This is a genomic window from Pseudomonas sp. 50_B (genome assembly GCF_017491625.1).
Taxonomy (GTDB): domain Bacteria; phylum Pseudomonadota; class Gammaproteobacteria; order Pseudomonadales; family Pseudomonadaceae; genus Aquipseudomonas; species Aquipseudomonas danubii.
Window position 1 is genome coordinate 138,107 of sequence record NZ_JAFGYX010000013.1, and the last position, 21,505, is coordinate 159,611.

The window sequence follows — 21,505 nt, forward strand, 5'->3', positions numbered from 1 at the left end:
CCTGAAGGTTTTGTTCGGCGCCCGGTCCCGGACCGGGCGCCCGATCCAATTAGCTGGCGACGATGTTGACCAGTTTGCCAGGCACCACGATGACCTTGCGGATGGTCAGGCCTTCGGTGAAGCGCAGCACGTTCTCGTTGCTGCGCGCCGCGGCTTCGACTTCTTCACGGCTGGCGCTGGCCGGCATTTCGATCTGGCCGCGCAGCTTGCCGTTGACCTGGATGACCAGTTGCAGGCTGTCCTGAACCAGGGCGCTTTCGTCCAATACCGGCCAGCCGGCGTCGATCACCGGGTCGGCGTGACCCAGGCGATTCCACAGTTCGTGGCTGATGTGCGGGGTGATCGGCGCCAGCAGCAAGGTTACGGTTTCCAGACCTTCCTGAACCAGTGCGCGATCCTGCTCGGTACCTTGCGGGGCTTTTTCCAACACGTTCATCAGCGTCATCACCTGGGCGATTGCGGTGTTGAACTTGTGGTTCTGGCCCACGTCGTGGCTGGCCTGCTTGATGGCTTGGTGGATCGAGCGGCGAATGGCTTTCTGCTCGTCGTTCAGGCTGGCGATGTCCAGTGTGCCCGGCAGGCCCTGTGTGACATGTGCTTGAGCCAGGCGCCAGACGCGCTTGAGGAAACGGTGCGAGCCTTCAACGCCGGAGTCCGACCATTCGGCACTCATGTCTGGTGGCGAGGCGAACATCATGAACAGGCGGCAGGTGTCTGCGCCGAACTGGTCAATCATCGACTGTGGGTCGACGCCGTTGTTCTTCGACTTGGCCATCTTCTCGGTGCCGCCGATTTCCACCGGCAGGCCGTCCGCGATCAGCTTGGCGCTGATGACCTTGGCCTTGCTGTCGCGTTCGAGTTCGACGTCCGCCGGGTTGAACCAGGTGTAGGCACCGTTGGCTTCACGACGGTAGTAGGTCTCGGCGATCACCATGCCTTGGGTCAGCAGGTTCTTGAATGGCTCGTTGGAGCTCACCAGGCCTTCGTCACGCATCAGCTTGTGGAAGAAGCGCGCGTAGAGCAGGTGCAGGATGGCGTGTTCGATACCGCCGATGTACTGGTCCACCGGCAGCCAATGGTCGGCTGCCGATTTTTCCACCAGGCCGCCTTCATAGTGCGGCGAGGCGTAGCGGGCGTAGTACCACGACGATTCGACGAAGGTGTCCATGGTGTCGGTTTCACGCTTGGCCGGTGCGCCGCATTTCGGGCAACTGCACTCGTAGAACTCAGGCATGCGTGCCAGGGGCGAACCGGCGCCGTCCGGCACCACATCTTCCGGCAACACGACCGGTAATTGGTCTTCCGGCACCGGCACATCGCCGCAGCTGTCGCAGTGGATGATCGGGATCGGGCAGCCCCAGTAACGCTGGCGGCTGATGCCCCAGTCGCGCAGGCGGAACTGGGTACGCGATTGGCCGAGGTTCTTCTTCAGCAGGGCCACTTCGATGGCGTCGAACGCGCCGGGGAAGTCCAGGCCGTTGAATTCGCCGGAGTTGATCAGTTCGCCGTGCTCGCCGTAAGCGTCCTGCCAAGGGGCAGGCGTCTCATCGCCGGCGCTGGTGCGCACCACGGTCTTGATCGGCAGGCCGTACTTGCTGGCGAATTCGAAGTCGCGCTCATCGTGGGCAGGCACTGCCATTACTGCGCCATCGCCATAGTGCATCAGCACGTAGTTGGCGACCCAGACCGGAAGCTTCTCGCCAGTCAGTGGGTGCTCGACGAACAGCGAGGTCGGCAGGCCTTTTTTCTCCTGGGTCGCCATGTCGGCTTCGGCAACGCTGCCGCCTTTGCATTCGGCAATGAACGCCTGCAGCTCAGGGTTGTCGCGGGCGGCCAGGGTGGCCAGCGGGTGTTCGGCCGCGACGGCGACGTAAGTCGCGCCCATCAGGGTGTCGGGACGGGTGGTAAAGACTTTCAGGGTGCCGGTTTCGCCGATCGACGCCTGATCGTAAGGGAACTGCACTTCCATGCCACGGGACTTGCCGATCCAGTTGCGTTGCATGGTCTTGACCTGCTCGGGCCAGCCCGGCAGCTCGTCGAGACTCTCCAGCAGCTCATCCGCGTAGGCGGTGATCTTGAAGTAGTACATCGGGATTTCGCGCTTTTCGATCAGCGCGCCGGAGCGCCAGCCGCGGCCATCGATCACCTGTTCGTTGGCCAGGACGGTCTGGTCGACCGGGTCCCAGTTCACGGTGCCGTTCTTACGGTAGATCACGCCTTTTTCGAACAGGCGGGTGAACAGCCACTGTTCCCAGCGGTAGTAGTCCGGCTTGCAGGTAGTGACCTCACGAGACCAGTCCACCGCCAGGCCCAGGCTGCGCAGTTGGGTCTTCATGTAGGCGATGTTTTCGTAGGTCCACTTGGCCGGTGCGACGTTGTTCTTCATCGCGGCGTTTTCCGCCGGCATGCCGAAGGCGTCCCAACCCATGGGTTGCAGGACGTTTTTGCCTTGCATGCGCTGGTAGCGGGAAATCACGTCGCCGATGGTGTAGTTGCGCACGTGCCCCATGTGTAGCTTGCCGCTGGGGTAAGGGAACATCGATAGGCAGTAGTAAGTTTCCTTGCCTGGCTGTTCTCTGACTTCAAAGGACTTTTGCTCATCCCAGAACGACTGGGCGGCGGCTTCGATTTCACGGGGCTGATAGTGTTCGTGCATGGCTACTTTTGTACTGAATAGGGGTGGCCTAATCCTCTTCAACGCAACCTCGGGTAGTGATGGCGCCAAATACGGCGTTTTTCAGGGCCCGGTGGAGCTGGAAGTGGAGTTACAGGAAGCGCCGTAGCATACATGACCGCACTCTGCCGAGGGAAACCCTGATTGCTCGCGCGGGCCGTTGGTCGCGGCGGCGCGTCGCTTCCAGCTGTCCGACTAAGCTCAAAAAGGGGAGTGATTCTTATCTTCGATGAGGTGAACGGATGCTTGAGTCGCAGCGAAAAGTAACAGAACCGGAGGTGTATGAAAGGCTGCTGAATCGACTGGCTCTGGCCCTGGATGCGGCAAGAACTGCGGATCGACTGCGCAATGAACGGCCGGTCGAGTTGGAGCTGCGGGGGTTGAGCCCTGCTGAGTTCGAGTTGATCAGGGCCTACCTGGCCCGCAGTCAGCATGAAATGCAGGTCAATGTATCGGGCAGTCCGCAACACCAGGAAAGGCCCCGTTCGGCCAAGGTCATTTGGTTGAAGGATCAGGCGCCCCTCAGGGATTCGGTAAGCGTCCGGTCCCAGCAGTTCAAGTAGGTCACGAGCCCTTCATTGGGTTGAGAGGTCGTTGCCGAGGACCTCGAAAGCGAAAGTGCCTGGCAACGGTTGTTGCCGCATGGGTATCCCCTTTAGGCTTCGAGCATCTTTTGGAGATGCTCGATGCCTTTTCGTTATTTCATCAAACAGTTACTGCTGCCGCCCGGCATTCTCTTGCTGTTGCTTCTACTGGCCTGGAGTCTGCGTCGGTCCAGGCCTCGGCTGGCGCGATGGTGCTTTGTCCTGGGCTTGGGCGGCTTCTGGTTGATGAGCCTGCCGGTAATGGTGGAGTGGGGTGCCCGTGGGCTTGAACGGTTGCCGCCCTTGCCACAGAGCCAATGGGCCAGCCTGGCAGAGCAGGCGGACGCGATCGTGGTCCTGGGTTCCGGCCGTGAGCGGGGTGATCCGGCTTGGGGTTCTGATCAGCCCACGGGCGTGGGGTTGGAGCGCGAGCGTTATGCCGCGCGGCTGGCCAAGGCTTCCGGGCTGCCCCTGTTGACCAGCGGCGGCCTGCATTACGGTACGCCGCCCACCGAAGCTGCGCTGATGGCCGAATCGCTGCTCAATGACTTTGGCGTGAGCGTGCGCTGGCAGGAAGGTCGTAGCCGCACCACCTGGGAAAACGCCCAGTTCAGCGCCGAAGTCTTGCAGCCACTGGGTATCAAGCGCGTGGTGGTCGTGACCCAGGCCTGGCACATGCCCCGTTCGGTCTGGAGTTTTGAGCGCGCAGGGTTTGTTGTGGTGCCAGCACCGGTAGGATTTCTGGGCGTGGACAACGCTCGGCCGTTGGGAGGCTGGATGCCGGAGTTCAAGTCGATCTGGCAGAGCGGCCAATTGCTGAACGAGGCGGTGGGCCAGTTAGGTTATCGCCTCTTTTATCGCTGATCACAGGGCCGACTCCAGTCGGAGCCGGCTTGCGGGCGAAGCTTTCTAAACGGTCTTGGCGATGCGGCTGGCCAACAAGGCCCAGCCAAACAGCAGGGCGCAGAGCACTGCCAGTGGCCATGAGCGCCACTGCAAGTACGGTGTCAGGTTATGCATGGGCACCACTTCGCCATAGAGAATGCCTCGTTCGAACTGTGGAATCTGCACGGTGATCTTGCCGAACGGATCAATCAGCCCGGTGACTCCGTTGTTGGTGGCGCGGATCATCCAGCGTCCGGCTTCCAGGGCGCGCATCTGCGCCATCTGCAAATGCTGAAGAGGGCCGATGGAGGTGCCGAACCAGGTGTCGTTGCTGATGGTCAGCAGCAGGTCGCTGCGGGCCGAAAGACCGGCGGCGAACTCAGGGTAGACCACTTCGTAACAGATGAACGGCGCAATCTGATACCCCTTGGCTTGCAGTAACGGCTGGTCGGCCGGGCCGCGGGCAAAATCCGACATTGGCAGGTTGAAGAAGTCGATCAGGCCACGCAACAGCTCCTGCAGGGGCACATACTCGCCAAAGGGCACCAGTTTTTGTTTCAGGTAGGTGCCATCGCCTTCGCCGGTCACGGTGATGCCGTTGAAGTAGCGTTTTTCATGGTGCACCAGTTGGCGCACCGGAACGCCGGTAATCAATGCGGAATGACGCTCGGCGGCAAAGTTGCCCATCATCGTCAGGTAGCCCTCGGCGGACTCCTTGAGCACCGGAACCGCGGTTTCCGGCCAGACCAGCAGGTCAACCCGCTTGCTGCTGAAACTCATGTCGCGGTACAGAGCCAGTTGGGCATTGAGCTCGGCCGGGTCCCATTTCATGCTTTGTTCGATATTGCCCTGAATGGCGGCGACCGAAAGCGGATCACCCGAAGGGCTGGTCCAGGCGTGACCTTTGAGTGCCAGGCCAACTGCCCAGGGCGCAGCCAGCAGCAACAGGCCGGCGGCGATAAACCCCTTGCGTCCGGCCTTGATCAGGCGCGGCAGGTTGTAGAGCAATGCAGCGGTCAACGCCAGGGAGAAGGAAATCAGCCAGATGCCGCCTACAGGCGCGAGTCCGGCCAGGGGGCCGTCGAGCTGGCTGTAGCCAGAGTAGAGCCAGGGGAAACCGGTAAGGAACCAGCCGCGAAACGCTTCCTGCCCCAGCCACAGGGCAGCGAAAGCCAGAGCATCCGCCAGCGGTGCTTCGTTGCGCCGCAGCCAGCGGGCCCAGAGCCAGGCGGGCAGGGCAAAGAACCAGGCAATGGCGGCGATGAAGGCCAGCATCAGCACGCCAGCGAGCAAAGCCGATGCGCCGCCGTAGGTGTGGATGCTGACGTAGATCCAGCTGGTACCGGCGCCGAACAGGCCGAAGCCGAAGCACCAGCCCCGGCCGAGGGCCTGGCGGGGCGTGAGCTCCCGCAGACCGGCATAGAACAGTCCTACCGCCAGCAGCGCCAGCGGCCAGATGTCATAGGGCGCCAAGGCCAGGGTGGTAATGGCGCCGGCTGCAACGGCTAGCAGGTTGCCGGGCCAGCCGGGTCGGGTTGAGCGCTGCAAGAGGCGTTTCATCAGCTCTTTCCTGTTTCGCGCCGGGCGGGGCACGAGGAGATGGGGTGGGTGAATTCAGATGAGCGGCGAATCCTGCAGCGCTGTTTGACAGTCCGCCCCCGAGATCTGTCGTCCCCAGGCCAGGTCGTTGGCCTGGGGACGATGATTCTGTGCGGGGGAGGGCTGATGCCCCTTGTCCTTAGCGGGAGATGGGGGTCAGGCGCAGCAGATGAATCCGCCGGCTGTCGGCGTTGAGCACGCGGAAGCGATAGGCGCCGATTTCAGTGATTTCGTTGCGTTTTGGCAAGTGGCCGAAAGCACTCATCACCAGGCCGCCCACGGTATCGAACTCGTCATCGGAGAAGTCGCTGTCGAAAAACTCGTTGAAGTTCTCGATCGGCGTCAGCGCCTTGATCAGGAAGTCGCCGCTGGGAAGCGGTTTGATGTAGCTGTCTTCCTCGACGTCATGCTCGTCCTCGATGTCGCCGACGATCTGTTCCAGCACGTCTTCGATGGTCACCAGGCCCGCCACGCCGCCGTATTCGTCGATGACGATGGCCATGTGGTTGTGGTTGGCGCGGAACTCGCGCAGCAGCACATTCAGGCGCTTGGACTCGGGGACGAAGGTCGCCGGGCGCAGCAGGTCCTTGATGTTGAAGCTGTCGCCGTTCTCCTTGAGGATCAGCGGTAGCAGGTCCTTGGCCAGCAGGACGCCCATCACGTCGTCATGGCTTTCGCCGATCACCGGGTAGCGCGAGTGCGCCGAATCGATGACTGCAGGCAGGAACTCCCGGGGTGTCTGGGTCGCCTTGATGCTGATCATCTGCGAGCGCGGAACCATGATGTCCCGGACTTGCAGGTCAGCTACCTGGATGGCGCCTTCGACGATGGCCAGCGCTTCGCTGTCCAGCAATTTGTTCTGATGGGCTTCGCGCAGCAGCTCCAGCAGCTCCTGGCGGTTTTTCGGCTCATGGGCAAAAGCCTGGGTCAGTTTGCCCAGCCATGACTTTTGCCCGTTGCTCGATCGATCTTCGCTCATAGCGATTGCTCTGAATCCTTGGTTGTTACAGGTGGTTGTTGATCAGCTTTCGTCGTCTGCATACGGGTCGGGGTGACCCAGCTCAGCAAGCAACGTTCGTTCCAGTGCTTCCATTTCTTCGGCTTCGTCATCATCTATATGGTCGTAACCCAACAGATGCAAGCAGCCGTGAATGACCAGATGGGCCCAGTGGGCCTTAAGTTCCTTGCCTTGTTCGGCGGCCTCGCGTTCGACCACCGCAATGCAGATCACCAGGTCCCCCAGCAAGGGGATATCCAGCAGTTCATCCGGCACGTCGGCAGGAAATGACAGCACATTGGTTGCGTAATCTTTATGACGCCAGGTGTGATTCAGCTCACGGCCTTCGTCTTCGTCCACCAGGCGGATGGTCAGTTCCGAATCGGCGGTGCGCTGGCGCAGAGCCAGTTCGCACCACTGGCGGAACTCTTCATCGCTGGGGGCCGGCTGCTGGCTGGCGCGTTGCAGGTCAAGCTCAAGCATCGCGGCGGTTGCCTCTGTCGGCTGAAGCCTTGGCGGCCTCGTCCTCGGCTCGCAGCTCGAAGCGTTCATAGGCTTCGACAATGCGTTGCACCAGTGGATGGCGCACCACGTCCTTGGGCATGAAGTGAGTGAAGCTGATGCCGGGTACATCCTTGAGCACGTTGATCACTTGGGCCAGGCCCGACTTGGTGCCTTTGGGCAGGTCGACCTGGGTGATGTCGCCGGTGATCACTGCGGTGGAGCCGAAGCCGATTCGGGTGAGGAACATTTTCATCTGTTCCACGGTGGTGTTCTGGCTTTCGTCGAGGATGATGAAGCTGTTGTTCAAGGTCCGGCCGCGCATATAGGCCAGAGGCGCGATCTCGATGACCTGGCGCTCGATCAGCTTGGCCACCTGTTCGAAACCGAGCATTTCATACAGCGCGTCATACAGCGGGCGCAGGTACGGGTCGATTTTTTGTGCCAGATCGCCGGGCAGGAAACCGAGCTTCTCGCCCGCTTCCACGGCTGGCCGCACCAACAGGATGCGCCGCACTTGCTCGCGCTCCAGGGCATCTACGGCGCAAGCCACCGCGAGGTAGGTTTTGCCGGTACCGGCCGGGCCAATGCCGAAGTTGATGTCATTGCCGAGGATTTCTTTGACATAGCGCTGCTGATTCAGGCCGCGAGGGCGAATCATGCCTTTTTTGGTGCGCAGGGCTATGGCCGCATCGGCCACCGATGGGTTGTCCAACTCTTCCACGGCGGATTCCTGGAGGAACAGGTGTACCAGGTCCGGCGATAGCTCGGTGCCCTTGGTTTCCCGGTAGAGACGGCGCAGAAGATTTTCCGCGGAGGTGGTGTGCTTGGGTTCGCCAATCAGCTCGAACTGATTGCCGCGGTTGCGGATCTCGATCATCAGGCGCTGTTCGATCAAGCGCAAATGCTCGTCGAATTGCCCGCACAGATTGGCGAAGCGGCGAGCCTCGAAGGGCTCGAGGATGAAACGATGAGGTTCTATGGGTGCGTTCAAGGTCGTTTTTTAGCCGCCCAACGGCAATTAAGATGAATTCAAGGATAACGCCAGCGGCCTGGGTGCGAAAGCTCTTATGCGGTGCAATGGCCGGTGATGCTTACTTTGTAGGAGTCGGCTTGCCGGCGAAGGTGCTCTTGAAGGTTTCTTCGCCGGTAAGCCCGCTCCTGCACAAGCCCGCTCCTACACAAGTCAGTGCTTACGATAACAGCGAGCCGCGCAGCGAATGGGGCTGCGCCGAATCGATGTGCACGTCGGCGAACTGGCCGATCAGTGTGGGATTGTCGCAACGGAAGTTGACGATTCGGTTGTTCTCGGTACGACCCTGCAATTCGCCAGGGTCTTTCTTGGAGTAATCGGTGACCAGAATGCGTTGGGTCGAGCCGACCATTTGTCGGCTGATCTCGAATCCTTGCTGGTTCAGGCGATGCTGCAGTGCGTTCAGACGCTCCTTCTTCAGCGCTTCGGGTGTGTCGTCGGCGAGGTCTGCAGCCGGGGTACCTGGGCGCTGGCTGTAGATAAAGGAGTAGGAGAAGTCGAAGCCTACGTCCTCGATCAGCTTCATGGTCTGCTGGAAGTCTTTCTCCGTCTCGCCGGGGAAGCCGACGATAAAGTCCGAGCTGATGCAGATTCCCGGGACTGCCGCCCGTAGCTTGCGCAGCTTGGACTTGTATTCCAAAGCTGTGTGATTGCGTTTCATCGCCGCCAGAATGCGGTCCGAGCCCGATTGCACCGGCAGGTGCAGGTGTTTCACCAGCTCTGGTACTTCGGCATGAGCCTGGATCAGGCTGTCGGAGAACTCCAGGGGGTGCGAGGTGGTGTAGCGAATTCGTTCGATACCATCGACAGCGGCGACTACGCGGATCAACTCGGCCAGGTCCGCCATGCGCCCGTCGTGGGTCTGCCCCCGGTAGCCGTTGACGTTCTGGCCCAGCAAGGTGACTTCACGCACACCGTTTTCCGCCAGGTGGATGATCTCGGCGATCACGTCGTCAAATGGCCGGCTGACTTCTTCGCCGCGGGTGTAAGGCACTACGCAGAACGTGCAGTACTTGCTGCAGCCTTCCATCACCGACACATAGGCGCTGGGGCCGTCGATGCGCGGCTCGGGCAGGTGGTCGAACTTTTCGATTTCCGGGAATGAGACATCCACTTGCGGCAGCTTGGTGGCGCGAGCGACGTCGATCATTTCCGGCAGGCGGTGCAGCGTCTGCGGGCCGAAGACCACGTCCACGTAGGGCGCTCGATCACGGATGGCCGCGCCTTCCTGACTGGCCACGCAGCCACCGACGGCGATCACCATGTCCGGGTTGGCCAGCTTCAGCTCGCGCCAGCGCCCCAGTTGCGAGTACACCCGGTCCTGGGCGCGCTCGCGAATGGAGCAGGTGTTGAGCAGGATGACGTCAGCGTCTTCGGCGCGGGCGGTGACTTCCAGGGCCTGATGTTCACCCAGTAGGTCCACCATGCGCGAGCTGTCGTACTCGTTCATCTGGCAACCGTGGGTTTCGATGTAAAGCTTCTTGGCCATGGACCTCGGTCTCACGTGATTCAAAGAACCGCGCATTATAGGGGCCATACCTACAGGTTCCTAGCGTTGTGCATCGGGTAGCTATGCTATAGTTCGCGCCCTATTTTTGTCCCCCGATGTGTTGCCCGCCCACCATGACCAAACGTGAAGCCCCAATCTATAAGGTGATTTTTCTCAACCAGGGCCAGGTGTTCGAAATGTACGCCAAGCAGATCTATCAAAGTGATCTGTGGGGCTTTCTGGAAGTGGAAGAGTTCGTCTTTGGCGAGCGCACGCAAGTGGTCGTCGATCCGAGCGAAGAAAAACTCAAGGCTCAGTTCGAAGGCGTTGTGCGCAGTTTTGTGCCGATGCATTCGATTGTGCGCATCGACGAAGTGGAGCGCCTAGGCACACCGAAGATCAGCGAGGCTCGTGGCGTAAGCAACGTCATGCCGTTTCCCATGCCAATGCCCGAAAAGTAAGCCTGGTTTGCGTAGGCGCCAGTTTGCCGGTGAGTGGCGCGAAGCGGTTACGGCAGGGGCGAGAAAGGCGAACGCCCATCGGCGCTTTGCAGTTCCATCAGGTATTTACGGAAGATCTGCGCCAGCACCTGGGTCGCAACTTCCAGTTCGTCACGCTGCATGTGCTCGGCGACTTCGTCGGCGGTGTCCAGGGCGTCTTCGGCACCATTGACCGCAGCCATCTTCAGCACGATGTAGGCTTGAACGTTGTTGGCCGGCACGCCTTCGCCGTGGAAGAACATGGTGCCGAGCTTGAACTGCGCCTGGGCATGGCCTTGCAACGAGGCCTTTTCGAAATAGCTCAGGGCTTGATTGAGGTCCTGCGGCGCGCCTTTACCCTCGTAGTAGAACTCACCCAACTCGTATTGCGCCTGTGCATCCCCTTCATCGGCGGCTTTCTGGCACGCGGCTAGCGCCTCGGCCTGTTCCTGTGCCTGGGGATCGAGGGTGCAGCGACCCATCGCTGGGATCAACAACGAGTTGCCGCCTGCTTGTGCGTGCGCGAGCAGGGGCTGAAGGAGCAACAGGCAGCCCAATGTCAGGGCGCGGCCGGTGCGGTTCATGGGAATCGACTTACCTCTGAGGGGCGCGCGGACCCGGCGAGGGGGTCCAATAAGCGCGCATTATGAAATAAGCAGGGCCAACCTTACAAAGTCTTTACTCGTTTTTCTGCTGCGTGGCCGCGATATCCGCTGGTTTGCCGCGTATTTCCCCCTTTGCCAAGGGAAAGTTCGAGTAAAGCACGAAGCTGGCATGGTCGGTCACCATGCCAGCCATGTAGCGCTTATTTCAGGGCGGCAAATGCGCGCTCTGCTGCATCCAGGGTCAGTTGCAGCTCAGTCTCGCCGTGGGCGATCGAGGTGAAACCGGCCTCAAAGGCACTTGGCGCCAGGTACACGCCGCCTTCCAGCATCAGGTGGAAGAAGCGCTTGAACAGGTTGGCATCGCTGGCCATCACATCGTCAAAGGTGACGATATCGTCGGCGCCACTGAAGTACAGGCCGAACATGCCGCCCGCCTGAGTGGTGACGAACGGAATGCCTGCGGCATCGGCGCGTTGCTGCAAGCCTTCGAGCAGGCGGCTGGTGTAGTCGCTCAGTTCGGCGTGGAAGCCCGGGCGGCTGATCAGGCGCAGGGTGGTCAGGCCGGCAGCCATGGCCAGTGGGTTACCGGACAGGGTGCCGGCCTGGTAGACCGGACCCAGGGGCGCAATGTGTTCCATGATCTTGCGTTTGCCGCCGAAGCAGCCCACTGGCATGCCGCCGCCGATGATCTTGCCGAAGGTGGACAGGTCTGGAGTCACGCCGTAATGGGCCTGGGCGCCGCCTAAAGCGACACGAAAGCCGGTCATCACTTCGTCGAAGATCAGCACTACGCCGTGTTGGTCGCAAAGAGTGCGCAGCCCCTCGAGGAAGCCCGGTGCCGGCGGCACACAGTTCATGTTGCCGGCCACAGGTTCGACGATGATGCAGGCCACTTCCTGGCCCACTTCCGCCAGCATTTTTTCCACTGCAGCGATGTCGTTGAAGGGCAGGGTCAGCGTGTGTTTGGCGAAAGCTGCAGGTACACCGGCAGAGCTGGGTACGCCTTGAGTCAGGGCGCCGGAACCGGCCTTGACCAGCAGGCTGTCGGAATGCCCGTGGTAGCAGCCTTCGAACTTGATGATGCTGTCGCGGCCGGTAAAGCCACGGGCCAGGCGAATCGCGCTCATGGTGGCTTCAGTGCCGGAGCTGACCATGCGCACCATTTCCATGGAGGGAACGATGGAGCACACCAGATCGGCCATTTCGGTTTCCATGGCAGTCGGGGCGCCGTAGGACAGGCCATGCTCCAGCTGCTTGCGTACCGCGTCCAGCACGTCCGGGTGACTGTGGCCGAGAATCATCGGGCCCCAGGACCCGACATAGTCGACATAGCGCTTGTCGTCTTCGTCAGTGATGTAGGCACCTTCGGCGTGCTTGAAGAACAGCGGGGTGCCGCCCACGCTCTTGAAGGCGCGGACCGGCGAGTTGACGCCACCAGGGATGTGTTTCTGGGCGTCGGCAAACAGGGTTTCGGAACGGGACATGATCGGGCTCTCAAAAAATCAGCTGTTGAATAGGGCGTTGAAGGCGCGGGCGCGACGGGTCACTTCGTCGGCGCTATCGGCGCCGAACAGGCCGTGAACCACCGCCAGCAGGTCGGCGCCGTGGTTCACCAGGGGAGCGGCGTTTTCCAGGGTGATGCCGCCAATCACGCAGATCGGCAGATGCAGGCTGGCCCGGGCCTGATCCAGCAACTCCAGGCTGGCCGTGGGCGCGCCGGGTTTGGTGGTGGAATTGAAAAAGCGGCCGAAGGCGACATAGCTGGCGCCTTCCTTCGCGGCTTGCTCGGCCAGTGGCAATTGGTCGTGGCAGGTCGAACCGATAATGGCCTGGCGCCCCAGCAGGGCGCGGGCCGGCGTCAGGGGACCGTCGCTCTGGCCCAGGTGCACGCCGGCACCGATGCGTGCCGCCAGCTCGGCGTCATCGTTGATGATCAGGCGGGTCTTGTAGCGCTCGCACAGGTTCAGCAGGGTTTCGGCTTCCCGCAGACGGCGGGCCTGGTCATCGCTTTTATCGCGGTACTGCAACAGGGTGACGCCGCCTTCCAGCGCTGCCTCCACGTACTTCAGGAACTTGCCGGCCAACAGCTGGCTGTCGGTGATGGCGTACAGACCACGTAGTTTCATTGAGCGGGCCTCATGACATTACGAGCAGAAATCCAACGGCAAGCGGCGCGGGACAAACTGGCCGCGGCCCAGTTGCTCGGCGTCGCGCAGGGTGCGCCAGGTGTAGTCCAGGGCCGACTTTACGGCGCTGGCCAGATGTTCGCCTTGGGCCAGACGTCCGGCCAGGGCACTGGCCAGGGTGCAGCCGGAGCCGTGGTAGCTGCCTGGCAGACGCTGGCAGGTGTAGGTCTCGCGCAGGCCGTCACGGCTGTACAGGCGATTGTGCACTTCGTGTTCATCGCCATGGCCGCCGGTGATCAGCAGGTGCTTGACGAACGGCAGGAGTTTTTCGGCGCATTGGTCGGCGCTGCCTTCTGGCAGTTCCGCAAGAATTCGGGCTTCGGGAAGGTTGGGAGTGGCAATGGTGGCCAGGGGCAGCAGGCGTTCGCGCATGGCGTAGCCCACTTCATCCTTGCCCAGGCGGCCACCGCCGCCGGCGCGCAGCACCGGGTCGCACACCAGGGGCAGGTGTGGGTGTGCCTGGAGCAGTTCGACCACGGTGTCGACCATCTCCAGGGAGCCCAGCATGCCCAGCTTGACCGCGGCGACAGTGGAGTCGTTGAGCACGGCATTGGCCTGGGCCAATACCCACTCGCGATCCAGAACGCGGAAATCGCTGACGTTGACCGTGTCTTGCACGGTCAGGGCGGTGACAGCCGGAGCTGCGTGACAACCCTGAGCCAGCAGGGCTTCGATATCTGCCTGCAAGCCGGCGCCACCACTGGGGTCGTGGCCGGAGAGACAGAGGACAACGGGGCGAGAGCTGTAGATATTCATGGGCGGCGAGCTTACCACCAAACGCTTTTTTTCGCGGCGCCTGGTGCGCAATGGAAGTTGTCGCTTTGCCGTGTTCGATCTTCTTGACCGATGCAACAGCTCTAGCTCGCTGGATTGCGCTGAAAGGCCCGTTCTAGAGCCTTTAGACTAAAATTTTCAATGGTGTTCATTGGCCATCAACGGCTATGCTAGAGTGCATTCAAACCAATAACAGGTCATGCCGGTCTTGCGTCTGCTCAAGGGAAATGGGGGACTTCCTGACACCACCGGACAAGCCACGCTGGGGCTTTAATGCGCTATTTGCTGATGTTGCTGTTGAGCTTGCCGATGCTGGCTGGCGCCGTCGAGTTCGACGAGTTCACTCAACGCTTGCCTTTGGGCCGAGTGATGCAAGTATTCGAAGACGCGGGTGGCGAAGCAACCATTGCCGATGTCAGTTCGGGGCCCTTGGCTGAGCACTTCAAACCCCACGATAAAGACACCCTCAATGCCGGTTACTCACGTTCGGCCTTCTGGCTGAAGATCGACCTTCAATACCGCCCCGGCAATCCCACGGCACAGCGCAGCTGGTTGCTGGAACTGGCCTATCCGCCCCTGGATCACCTGGATCTGTACGTCCCCGATGAAGCCGGTGGCTTTCGTCTGGCGGAGCGCACCGGCGATGCCTTGCCATTCGACAGCCGACAGATTCGGCAGAACAATTACCTGTTCAACCTGAATTTCTCCCCCCATGAGCACAAGACTGTCTATTTGCGCCTGGCCAGTGAAGGTTCGATCCAGGCGCCGCTGAGCCTCTGGTCCACCACTGCCTACCTTGAGGCGCAGCCAGTGCGGCTCTACGTGCTGGGGCTGATCTACGGGGTGTTGCTGGGCATGCTGGTGTACAACCTGTTCATCTATCTCAGCGTGCGTGACACCAGCTACCTCTACTACATCGTCTACATCGCTTCGTTCGGTCTTTATCAACTGTCGGTCAACGGTGCCGCAGTGGAGTACTTCTGGCCCAACAGTCCGTGGTGGGCCAATGCGGCGACGCCATTCTTCATCGGCGCCGCGGGGCTGTTCGGCAGTCAGTTCGCCCGCAGTTTCCTGCAGACCTCCCGGCACAGTCCCTGGGTTGACCGGGTGCTGCTGGCGCTGATGGCGTTCGGTGCAGTGGTCATGGCCTTGTCACTGATGACCAGCTACGCCCTGGCCTTGCGCCTGGCAACCACCTTGGCGCTGCTGTTTACCGTGGTGATTTATGTGGCGGGGATCGTCGCCTGGTGTCGCGGATTGCGGGTGGCGCGTTATTTCATCATTGCCTGGTCGGCCTTTCTGTTCGGTGGGGTGATCAACACCTTGATGGTGCTGGGTTACCTGCCGAACGTATTCCTGACCATGTACGCCAGCCAGATCGGCTCGGCGATCGAGGTGGCGCTGCTATCCCTGGCCCTGGCCGACCGGATCAACTCGATGCGTGAGCAACAAGCCCAGACGCTGCTTGAGGCCGGGCAGAAGCTTGAAGTGCTGAACCAGCAACTGGCTCACAGTAACCGTCTCAAGGATGAGTTCCTGGCTACCCTGACCCACGAGTTGCGTACGCCGATGAACGGTGTCATCGGCTCGCTTGAGCTGATGCAGACCCTGGAACTGGACCCGGAGATGGAGCAGTACCAGCAGACCGCCGCCGGCTCGGCACGGGACATGATGCGCATGGTCAACGGCATCCTCACGTTGACCGAACTGCAAGCCGGCAAGCTCAGCGCCCAGCGCCAGCCGTTCAGCCTGCGTTCGATGCTCAGCGCACTGCAAACCCAGTTTGGCGCCAGCGCGGCGGCCAAGTCCCTGTCCTTTCAGGTCGACCTCAGTGCCGGGCTGCCCGACCGCTTGCAGGGAGATCGCTGCAAGCTCAGCCATTGCCTGGAGTGCCTGCTGGAGAATGCCGTCAAGTTCACCCATTCCGGTGGCGTGGTGTTGCGGGTGGTCACCCGGTCTGTTTCGGCCGAGCGGGTGAGCCTGAGCTTTGAGGTGATCGACAGCGGGATAGGTTTTGTCAATCTGGACGAGGCGACGCTGTACCAGCGTTTCTTCCAGCTCGACGGTTCCATGACGCGTGAATACGGCGGATTGGGCATCGGCCTGGCGATCTGCCGGCAATTGGTGGACTTGCTGGGCGGGCAATTGACCCATGAGTCCACGCCTGGACAGGGCAGTTGTTTCCGCTTGCTGGTGGAGTTCGATGTCCAGGAACCCACTCCTCGGGCGCCGACAGCCCTTCATCGGCGTGCGCCCCAGGACTGTACCGTGCTGCTGATGGACGATAACGACGTCGATCAACTGGTGGTGCGGGGCATGTTGCTCAAGCTGGGGTACCGAGTTCGCACCGTCGGCAGTCCCACCGATGCGCTGCAACTGCTGGGGCGTGAACTTGTCAGCGCGGTGCTGATCGATGGCCAGATCACTGCAGCGCAACTGGGGGCATTTCGTCTTCAGGCCCAGGCAATGCCCGGATACGCCCACCTGCCCATCTTGCTGGCCTGCGCTCCTGGTACTGAAGGTTGTGCAGCGACAGCAGGAGCCGACTGCCTGGGCAAACCGGTGAAATTCGAGGCACTGCAAGCGGTGCTGTTGAAGCGGGTACTTTGTGTTGAGCAAGGCGAAAGTGCCGATATTTAGGCTGATATGCCACTTTGTTCGGGGTAGAGCGGGTGCTTAACTGGGGTCTTGGCACACCCTGAAGGAGTCCCGCAATGAACCTCCACCAGTTCGCTGAAACTCACGAAGTCACCAACCAGCCGCCCGCCCTGGACGGCGCCAACCTCTATCGGATCGACCTGCCGTTGCAGCAGTGGATGCGGCGCTTCGATGCCGGCTGGGCCGAATCCCGGGTCGATGCCTATGGCGCCCTGGCGGGTGGTCCGCTGATGGAGGCGGGGTTCCTGGCCAATCAGAACAAACCGGTGTTTTCCAGTCACGACCGCTTTGGTCACCGGATCGACCTGGTGGAGTTTCATCCGGCGTATCACCAGTTGATGCAGGCGGCCATCGAGGGCGGGCTGACCTCACTGCCCTGGACCGACCCACAAGCAGGGGCTCATGTAGCCCGCGCCGCCATGACCTATCTGCACAGTCAGGCCGAGGCGGGCAGCGGTTGCCCGTTGACCATGACGTTTGCCTGCGTGCCGGCGCTGAAACTGCAGCCGGACATCGCCGAGCAGTGGTTGCCGAAGATCCTCGCCACTCAATACGACCCACGTAATGTTGGCATGCAGCACAAGACCGGGCTGACGATTGGCATGGCCATGACCGAGAAGCAGGGCGGGACCGACGTTCGTGCCAATACCACCCGAGCCTATCCGGTGGGAGCCCCGGGACCGGGGCAGGCTTATGAGCTGGTGGGGCACAAGTGGTTCTGCTCGGCGCCGATGTGCGATGCCTTCCTGACCCTGGCCCAGACCGACAAGGGCCTGACTTGTTTCCTTCTGCCCCGTCATCGTCCGGATGACAGCCGCAACCAGTTCTATATCCAGCGCTTGAAGAACAAGCTGGGCAACCTCTCCAATGCTTCCAGCGAAGTGGAGTTCCGTGGCGCTCTGGCCTGGATGATCGGTGACGAGGGGCGCGGCGTACCCACCATTATCGAAATGGTCGCCATGACTCGCTTTGACTGCATGGTCGGCTCCAGCTCGCTGATGCGCCAGGCCTTGACCCAGGCCAGCCATCATTGTGCCCATCGCCGCGTCGGCGGGCGGGTGCTCAGTGAGCAACCGCTGATGCAGAACGTGCTGGCCGACCTGGCCTTGGAAAGCGAAGCGGCCCTGGCCTTGAGCATGCGCATGGGACGAGCCCTGGATCATCAGGACGATGCCCAGGAAGCGAAGTTCTCTCGGCTAGTGACGGCGGTGGGCAAGTATTGGATCTGCAAGCGCGCCCCGGCCATGATCAACGAGGCCGCCGAATGCATGGGAGGCGCCGGATATGTCGAAGACAGCATCCTGCCGCGGCTGTACCGCGAGGCGCCGGTGAACTCCACCTGGGAAGGCTCAGGCAACGTGCAATGCCTGGACGTGCTGCGGGCCTTGTCGAAAGAGCCCGGGGTACTCGATGTATTGTTTGCCGAGCTGGGGGACGGGCATGGCGAGCAGCGTCTGGCGGCGCATATTGCGGCGCTCAAGGACAGCTTCAGGGACACCGGCGACATCCAGTACCGCGCCCGCCAACTGACCGAGGACATTGCCTTGGGCCTGCAGGCCAAGCTCCTGCTTGAGGCTGGTAATGAGGTGGTCAGCGACGCCTTTATCGCCAGTCGTCTTGGAGGGCAGAGCGGTCGGGTCTACGGTACCTTGCCCCGCGGGCTGGACGTAGCCGCCATTGTTGCCCGCTCCACGCCTCAAGGCTTCTGACCTTTCGTAGCAGCCGGCTTGTCGGCGAAGAGGCGTTGTCGCCATGGCCAGCGCCGACACGCCTGCTCCTGTAACTCCGCTGTTCCCGTGGGGCGGTGTTGCAGGCAAGATGAACGCCTGCAAGATCAGAACACAGGATGCTTACCGTGACCGAAGCTTTTATTGTCGTTCAAACCGCCGAGCAAGCCGTGGATCGGCTTGCTGCTTTGCATGAGCGGGCCACCACGGCCCTGAGCCAGGCGCTCAAGCGTTACCTCAAGGACCGGGTCGAGCCGGATGCCGAGCAAAGAGCGCTGTTTCGCTATCCCGAATTGCGCCTGACCTACCACTGCCATGGCGAAGTTCCGCAGACCACCCGGGCTTATGCCAAGGTGCAACTGCCGGGCACCTACAGCGTCACCGTCACTCATCCCGCGGCCTTTCGTAATTATCTGCTCGAGCAACTGGTGCCTTTGATGCATGACTTCACCGTCACGGTGGAAGTGGGTGTCAGCGAGCAGAACATTCCTTATCCCTATGTGGTGGAACAGGGCGACGAACTGGCCGGTTCCGGCGTAACCGCGGCGGCCCTGGCCCGGGTATTCCCCAGCACCGACCTGTCGGCTGCCACCGACGGTATCGCCGACGGTCTCTACGACTGGGAAAACACTCACCCGCTGCCTTTGGCGCTGTTTGATGCGGCGCGGGTCGATTTCTCTTTGCGGCGCCTGGTGCATTACACCGGCAGCGACTGGCGTCATGTGCAGCCGTGGATCCTGCTAACCAACTATCACCGTTACGTCGACCAGTTCATCGTCCATGGCCTGGAGCAACTGCGCAGTGATCCGCGTTTTGTGCGCATGGTCCTGCCGGGCAACGTGATCATTGAAAAGAGCATGGATCATGGCGAGGCTTCGGCAATCGCCGCCGGTGTTGTCTGGCATCGCTACCAGATGCCGGCCTATCACCTGCAGGCCAGCGATGGCCACGGTGTGACCCTGGTGAATATCGGCGTCGGCCCCTCCAATGCCAAGAACATCACCGACCACTTGGCGGTGCTGCGCCCTCATTGCTGGTTGATGATTGGCCACTGCGGTGGACTGCGGCAGTCCCAGACCATCGGCGATTACGTCCTGGCTCACGCCTACATGCGGCGTGACGGCATCCTTGATCGCGTGGTGCCGCCGAACATTCCGATTCCTGCCTTGGCCGAGGTCCAGCTGGCGTTGCAGCAAGCGGCGGCCAATGTCACCGGGGAGAAGGGCGAGCAACTGAAGAAGCGCCTGCGCACCGGTACCGTCCTGACTTACGACGACCGCAACTGGGAGCTGCGCTGGGCCGAGGAACGTCCGTTCATCAACCTGTCCCGGGCCGTGGCGGTGGATATGGAAAGCGGCACTATCGCGGCCCAGGGCTATCGCCTGCGGGTGCCTTACGGCACTTTGCTGTGTGTCTCGGACAAACCCCTGCACAGTGAGATCAAGTTGCCGGGGGCGGCCAATGCCTTCTACGAGCGGGCGGTCAGCCAGCATTTGAAGATCGGTATCGAAGCCGTGGACCTGATGCGCAGTGAGCTCAACTCCCTGCACTCGCGCAAACTGCGCAGCTTCGACGAGCCGCCTTTCCGCTAAGCGTTTAATCCATGGTCATTTGGCGATCAGGCCACTAGCATTGTCGGTCCTGATCGCTGAATGTTCCTGATCCCATGTCCCGTCCGTCCCGTCCTGCTTCCCGTCGCCCTGGCGCGAAGCCGTTTTCCGTTTCTCCCTCCAAGCGCGTGGCCAAGGCGCCACCGGCCGAGCCGAAGCTGATCCTGTTCAACAAGCCTTTCGACGTGCTGACCCAGTTCAGCGATGGTGAGGGACGGGCGACGCTCAAGGATTTCATCGCCATTCCCGGGGTCTACCCGGCCGGGCGCCTGGACCGCGACAGCGAAGGGTTGCTGCTGTTGACCAATGACGGGCAGTTGCAGGCGCGGATCGCCGATCCCAAGCACAAGTTGGCCAAGACCTATTGGGTACAGGTCGAAGGCGAACCCAGCGCTGAGCAGTTACAGCGCTTGCGTGACGGCGTGGAGTTGAACGACGGCATGACCTTGCCGGCTGAGGCGCGACGGCTGGAAGAGCCAGAGCTGTGGCCGCGCAATCCGCCAGTGCGCTTTCGCAAGAGCGTGCCTACTCATTGGCTGGAATTGGTGATTCGTGAGGGGCGCAATCGCCAGGTACGGCGCATGACCGCCGCCGTCGGCTTGCCGACCTTGCGGCTGGTGCGGGTCAGGATTGGCGACTGGACCCTGGATGGCCTGGATCAGGGCCAGTGGAAGGAAGTGCCGGCGCGCTTATAGAGCGCCGGATTCGATCAGGCCGATCACCACGCTCTTGATGATGAAGGCGGCCACGCCCAGGCCCAGTACGAAGAACAGGATAAAGGAGCCGAAGCGTCCGGCCTTGGACTTCTTGGCCAGGTCCCAGACGATGAAACCCATGAATATGATCAGGATGCTGACCAGACCGGTCATCATCCACTCTTCGAATACTGCTGGGTCCATCGATCATCTCCATTGCAGGCAGGTCAAAAAATGCCGGGCGAGTATACGCCATGGGACACTTGCCGAGCATTGATCTGCCTGCGTTACGTCGCCACAGCCGCTATTCAGCTGCGCAGGTGGGTCAGGGGCAGTTCGGTGCTGTTGAGCACCTGATTGAGCACGAAACTGGAGCGCACACTGGTCACGCCGTCGATACGGGTCAGGTGGCCGAGCAGCAACTTCTGATAGTGATCCATGTCCGGCACCACCACCTTGAGCTGGTAGTCGGCGTCCACACCGGTCACCAGGCTGCATTCCAGTACCTGGGGCAGGCTGCGGATGGCCGCTTCGAAGTTCTCGAAGCGTTCCGGCGTGTGCCGGTCCATGCCGATCAATACGTAGGCGGTCAGGCTCAGGCCGAGCATCTTGCGGTCCAGCAGGGCGACCTGGCGGGAAATATAACCGTCGTCTTCCAGCTGCTTGACCCGGCGCGAGCAGGGCGAGGGCGACAGACCGATGCGCTCGGCCAGTTCCTGGTTGGAGATGCGGGCATCGCGTTGCAATTCCGCCAAAATACTCAGGTCATAGCGGTCGAGTTTGCTCATCAATCAGGCCTTTGTCATAAGTATTGCGTTGAATTATCTATCTTTAGTTAAAAATTGCGCAAGAGGTGTTTTTGCAAGCAATCTTCGCAATCCGCTGTCGCCGGCCCAGGCCTATTCTTATCACCAGAATCACTGCCCGGACATAGAGTCCACTGCGGCCCGCCGAATCAGGCCTGCCGCGGCCGCCAACCCCACAGGGTTGATCCGGCCCCCGGGCTACA

Annotated in this window: 19 protein-coding genes; 7 read left to right on the plus strand and 12 right to left on the minus strand. The window is 61.3% G+C overall.

Annotation, left to right across the window (positions count from 1 at the left end; translation table 11 throughout):
- Nucleotides 1-49: 49 nt before the first annotated feature.
- Nucleotides 50-2,656: a leucine--tRNA ligase gene (gene leuS / locus J5M73_RS19600; protein WP_207816015.1), complete on the minus strand. Its 2,607-nt coding sequence runs from the start codon at nucleotides 2,654-2,656 to the stop codon at nucleotides 50-52.
- 260 nt (nucleotides 2,657-2,916) lie between these two features.
- Here leuS and J5M73_RS19605 point away from each other — a divergent pair, with 260 nt between their 5' ends.
- Complete coding sequence (locus J5M73_RS19605) at nucleotides 2,917-3,237, plus strand: hypothetical protein (RefSeq protein WP_102865358.1); 321 nt, start codon at nucleotides 2,917-2,919, stop codon at nucleotides 3,235-3,237.
- A 123-nt stretch (nucleotides 3,238-3,360) separates the two neighbouring features.
- A complete protein-coding gene (locus J5M73_RS19610; protein WP_102865359.1) occupies nucleotides 3,361-4,122 on the plus strand; it encodes a YdcF family protein in 762 nt (253 codons plus the stop codon).
- Between the two features lie 45 nt (nucleotides 4,123-4,167).
- Here J5M73_RS19610 and lnt read toward each other — a convergent pair whose 3' ends face one another.
- From lnt to miaB, 5 genes are all read right to left on the minus strand, one after another.
- Nucleotides 4,168-5,691: an apolipoprotein N-acyltransferase gene (gene lnt, locus J5M73_RS19615; protein WP_102865511.1), complete on the minus strand. Its 1,524-nt coding sequence runs from the start codon at nucleotides 5,689-5,691 to the stop codon at nucleotides 4,168-4,170.
- A 190-nt stretch (nucleotides 5,692-5,881) separates the two neighbouring features.
- The gene (locus J5M73_RS19620) at nucleotides 5,882-6,721 is read right to left on the minus strand and encodes an HlyC/CorC family transporter (RefSeq protein WP_011063653.1); all 840 of its coding nucleotides are present in this window, start codon (nucleotides 6,719-6,721) and stop codon (nucleotides 5,882-5,884) included.
- Nucleotides 6,722-6,763: 42 nt separating this feature from the next.
- A complete protein-coding gene (gene ybeY, locus J5M73_RS19625) occupies nucleotides 6,764-7,222 on the minus strand; it encodes an rRNA maturation RNase YbeY (protein ID WP_102865360.1) in 459 nt (152 codons plus the stop codon).
- Nucleotides 7,215-8,234: a PhoH family protein gene (locus J5M73_RS19630; protein WP_102865361.1), complete on the minus strand. Its 1,020-nt coding sequence runs from the start codon at nucleotides 8,232-8,234 to the stop codon at nucleotides 7,215-7,217. The genes ybeY and J5M73_RS19630 overlap by 8 nt, the downstream gene beginning before the upstream one ends.
- Before the next feature lie 199 nt (nucleotides 8,235-8,433).
- Nucleotides 8,434-9,762: a tRNA (N6-isopentenyl adenosine(37)-C2)-methylthiotransferase MiaB gene (gene miaB / locus J5M73_RS19635; protein WP_162884095.1), complete on the minus strand. Its 1,329-nt coding sequence runs from the start codon at nucleotides 9,760-9,762 to the stop codon at nucleotides 8,434-8,436.
- A 134-nt stretch (nucleotides 9,763-9,896) separates the two neighbouring features.
- Here miaB and J5M73_RS19640 point away from each other — a divergent pair, with 134 nt between their 5' ends.
- A complete protein-coding gene (locus J5M73_RS19640) occupies nucleotides 9,897-10,223 on the plus strand; it encodes a DUF1820 family protein (RefSeq protein ID WP_007927079.1) in 327 nt (108 codons plus the stop codon).
- Nucleotides 10,224-10,270: 47 nt separating this feature from the next.
- Here the strand turns inward: J5M73_RS19640 and J5M73_RS19645 are convergent, their stop codons facing one another.
- The 4 genes from J5M73_RS19645 to J5M73_RS19660 all read right to left on the minus strand — a co-directional run bounded on the left by J5M73_RS19645 (nucleotide 10,271) and on the right by J5M73_RS19660 (nucleotide 13,788).
- Nucleotides 10,271-10,825, minus strand: coding sequence for a tetratricopeptide repeat protein (locus J5M73_RS19645; protein WP_207816016.1), 555 nt, complete (start codon nucleotides 10,823-10,825; stop codon nucleotides 10,271-10,273).
- Between the two features lie 221 nt (nucleotides 10,826-11,046).
- Nucleotides 11,047-12,330 (minus strand): glutamate-1-semialdehyde 2,1-aminomutase, encoded by a 1,284-nt coding sequence (gene hemL, locus J5M73_RS19650; protein ID WP_207816020.1) that lies wholly within the window; start codon nucleotides 12,328-12,330, stop codon nucleotides 11,047-11,049.
- Between the two features lie 18 nt (nucleotides 12,331-12,348).
- Nucleotides 12,349-12,972 carry a thiamine phosphate synthase gene (gene thiE / locus J5M73_RS19655; protein ID WP_102865365.1) on the minus strand — a complete coding sequence of 208 codons (624 nt, stop codon included), beginning with the start codon at nucleotides 12,970-12,972 and terminating at the stop codon, nucleotides 12,349-12,351.
- A gap of 18 nt (nucleotides 12,973-12,990) precedes the next feature.
- Entirely contained in the window at nucleotides 12,991-13,788 is a 798-nt protein-coding gene (locus J5M73_RS19660) for a hydroxymethylpyrimidine/phosphomethylpyrimidine kinase (RefSeq protein WP_042941299.1), read from the minus strand.
- 291 nt (nucleotides 13,789-14,079) lie between these two features.
- Between J5M73_RS19660 and J5M73_RS19665 the strand changes: the two genes are divergently transcribed.
- The 4 genes from J5M73_RS19665 (at nucleotide 14,080) to J5M73_RS19680 (ending at nucleotide 20,496) form a co-directional block, all read left to right on the plus strand.
- Nucleotides 14,080-16,446 carry a hybrid sensor histidine kinase/response regulator gene (locus J5M73_RS19665; RefSeq protein WP_102865366.1) on the plus strand — a complete coding sequence of 789 codons (2,367 nt, stop codon included), beginning with the start codon at nucleotides 14,080-14,082 and terminating at the stop codon, nucleotides 16,444-16,446.
- A gap of 74 nt (nucleotides 16,447-16,520) precedes the next feature.
- Complete coding sequence (locus J5M73_RS19670; RefSeq protein WP_110596243.1) at nucleotides 16,521-18,173, plus strand: acyl-CoA dehydrogenase family protein; 1,653 nt, start codon at nucleotides 16,521-16,523, stop codon at nucleotides 18,171-18,173.
- A gap of 137 nt (nucleotides 18,174-18,310) precedes the next feature.
- Nucleotides 18,311-19,783: an AMP nucleosidase gene (gene amn, locus J5M73_RS19675; protein ID WP_162884094.1), complete on the plus strand. Its 1,473-nt coding sequence runs from the start codon at nucleotides 18,311-18,313 to the stop codon at nucleotides 19,781-19,783.
- Nucleotides 19,784-19,929: 146 nt separating this feature from the next.
- Nucleotides 19,930-20,496 (plus strand): pseudouridine synthase, encoded by a 567-nt coding sequence (locus tag J5M73_RS19680; protein WP_162884158.1) that lies wholly within the window; start codon nucleotides 19,930-19,932, stop codon nucleotides 20,494-20,496.
- Here J5M73_RS19680 and J5M73_RS19685 read toward each other — a convergent pair.
- A complete protein-coding gene (locus tag J5M73_RS19685; protein ID WP_003228500.1) occupies nucleotides 20,491-20,700 on the minus strand; it encodes a DUF2788 domain-containing protein in 210 nt (69 codons plus the stop codon). The two genes, J5M73_RS19680 and J5M73_RS19685, sit on opposite strands and share 6 nt — an antisense overlap.
- A 104-nt stretch (nucleotides 20,701-20,804) precedes the next feature.
- A complete protein-coding gene (locus tag J5M73_RS19690) occupies nucleotides 20,805-21,284 on the minus strand; it encodes an Lrp/AsnC family transcriptional regulator (RefSeq protein ID WP_102865370.1) in 480 nt (159 codons plus the stop codon).
- Between the last annotated feature and the right edge of the window lie 221 nt (nucleotides 21,285-21,505).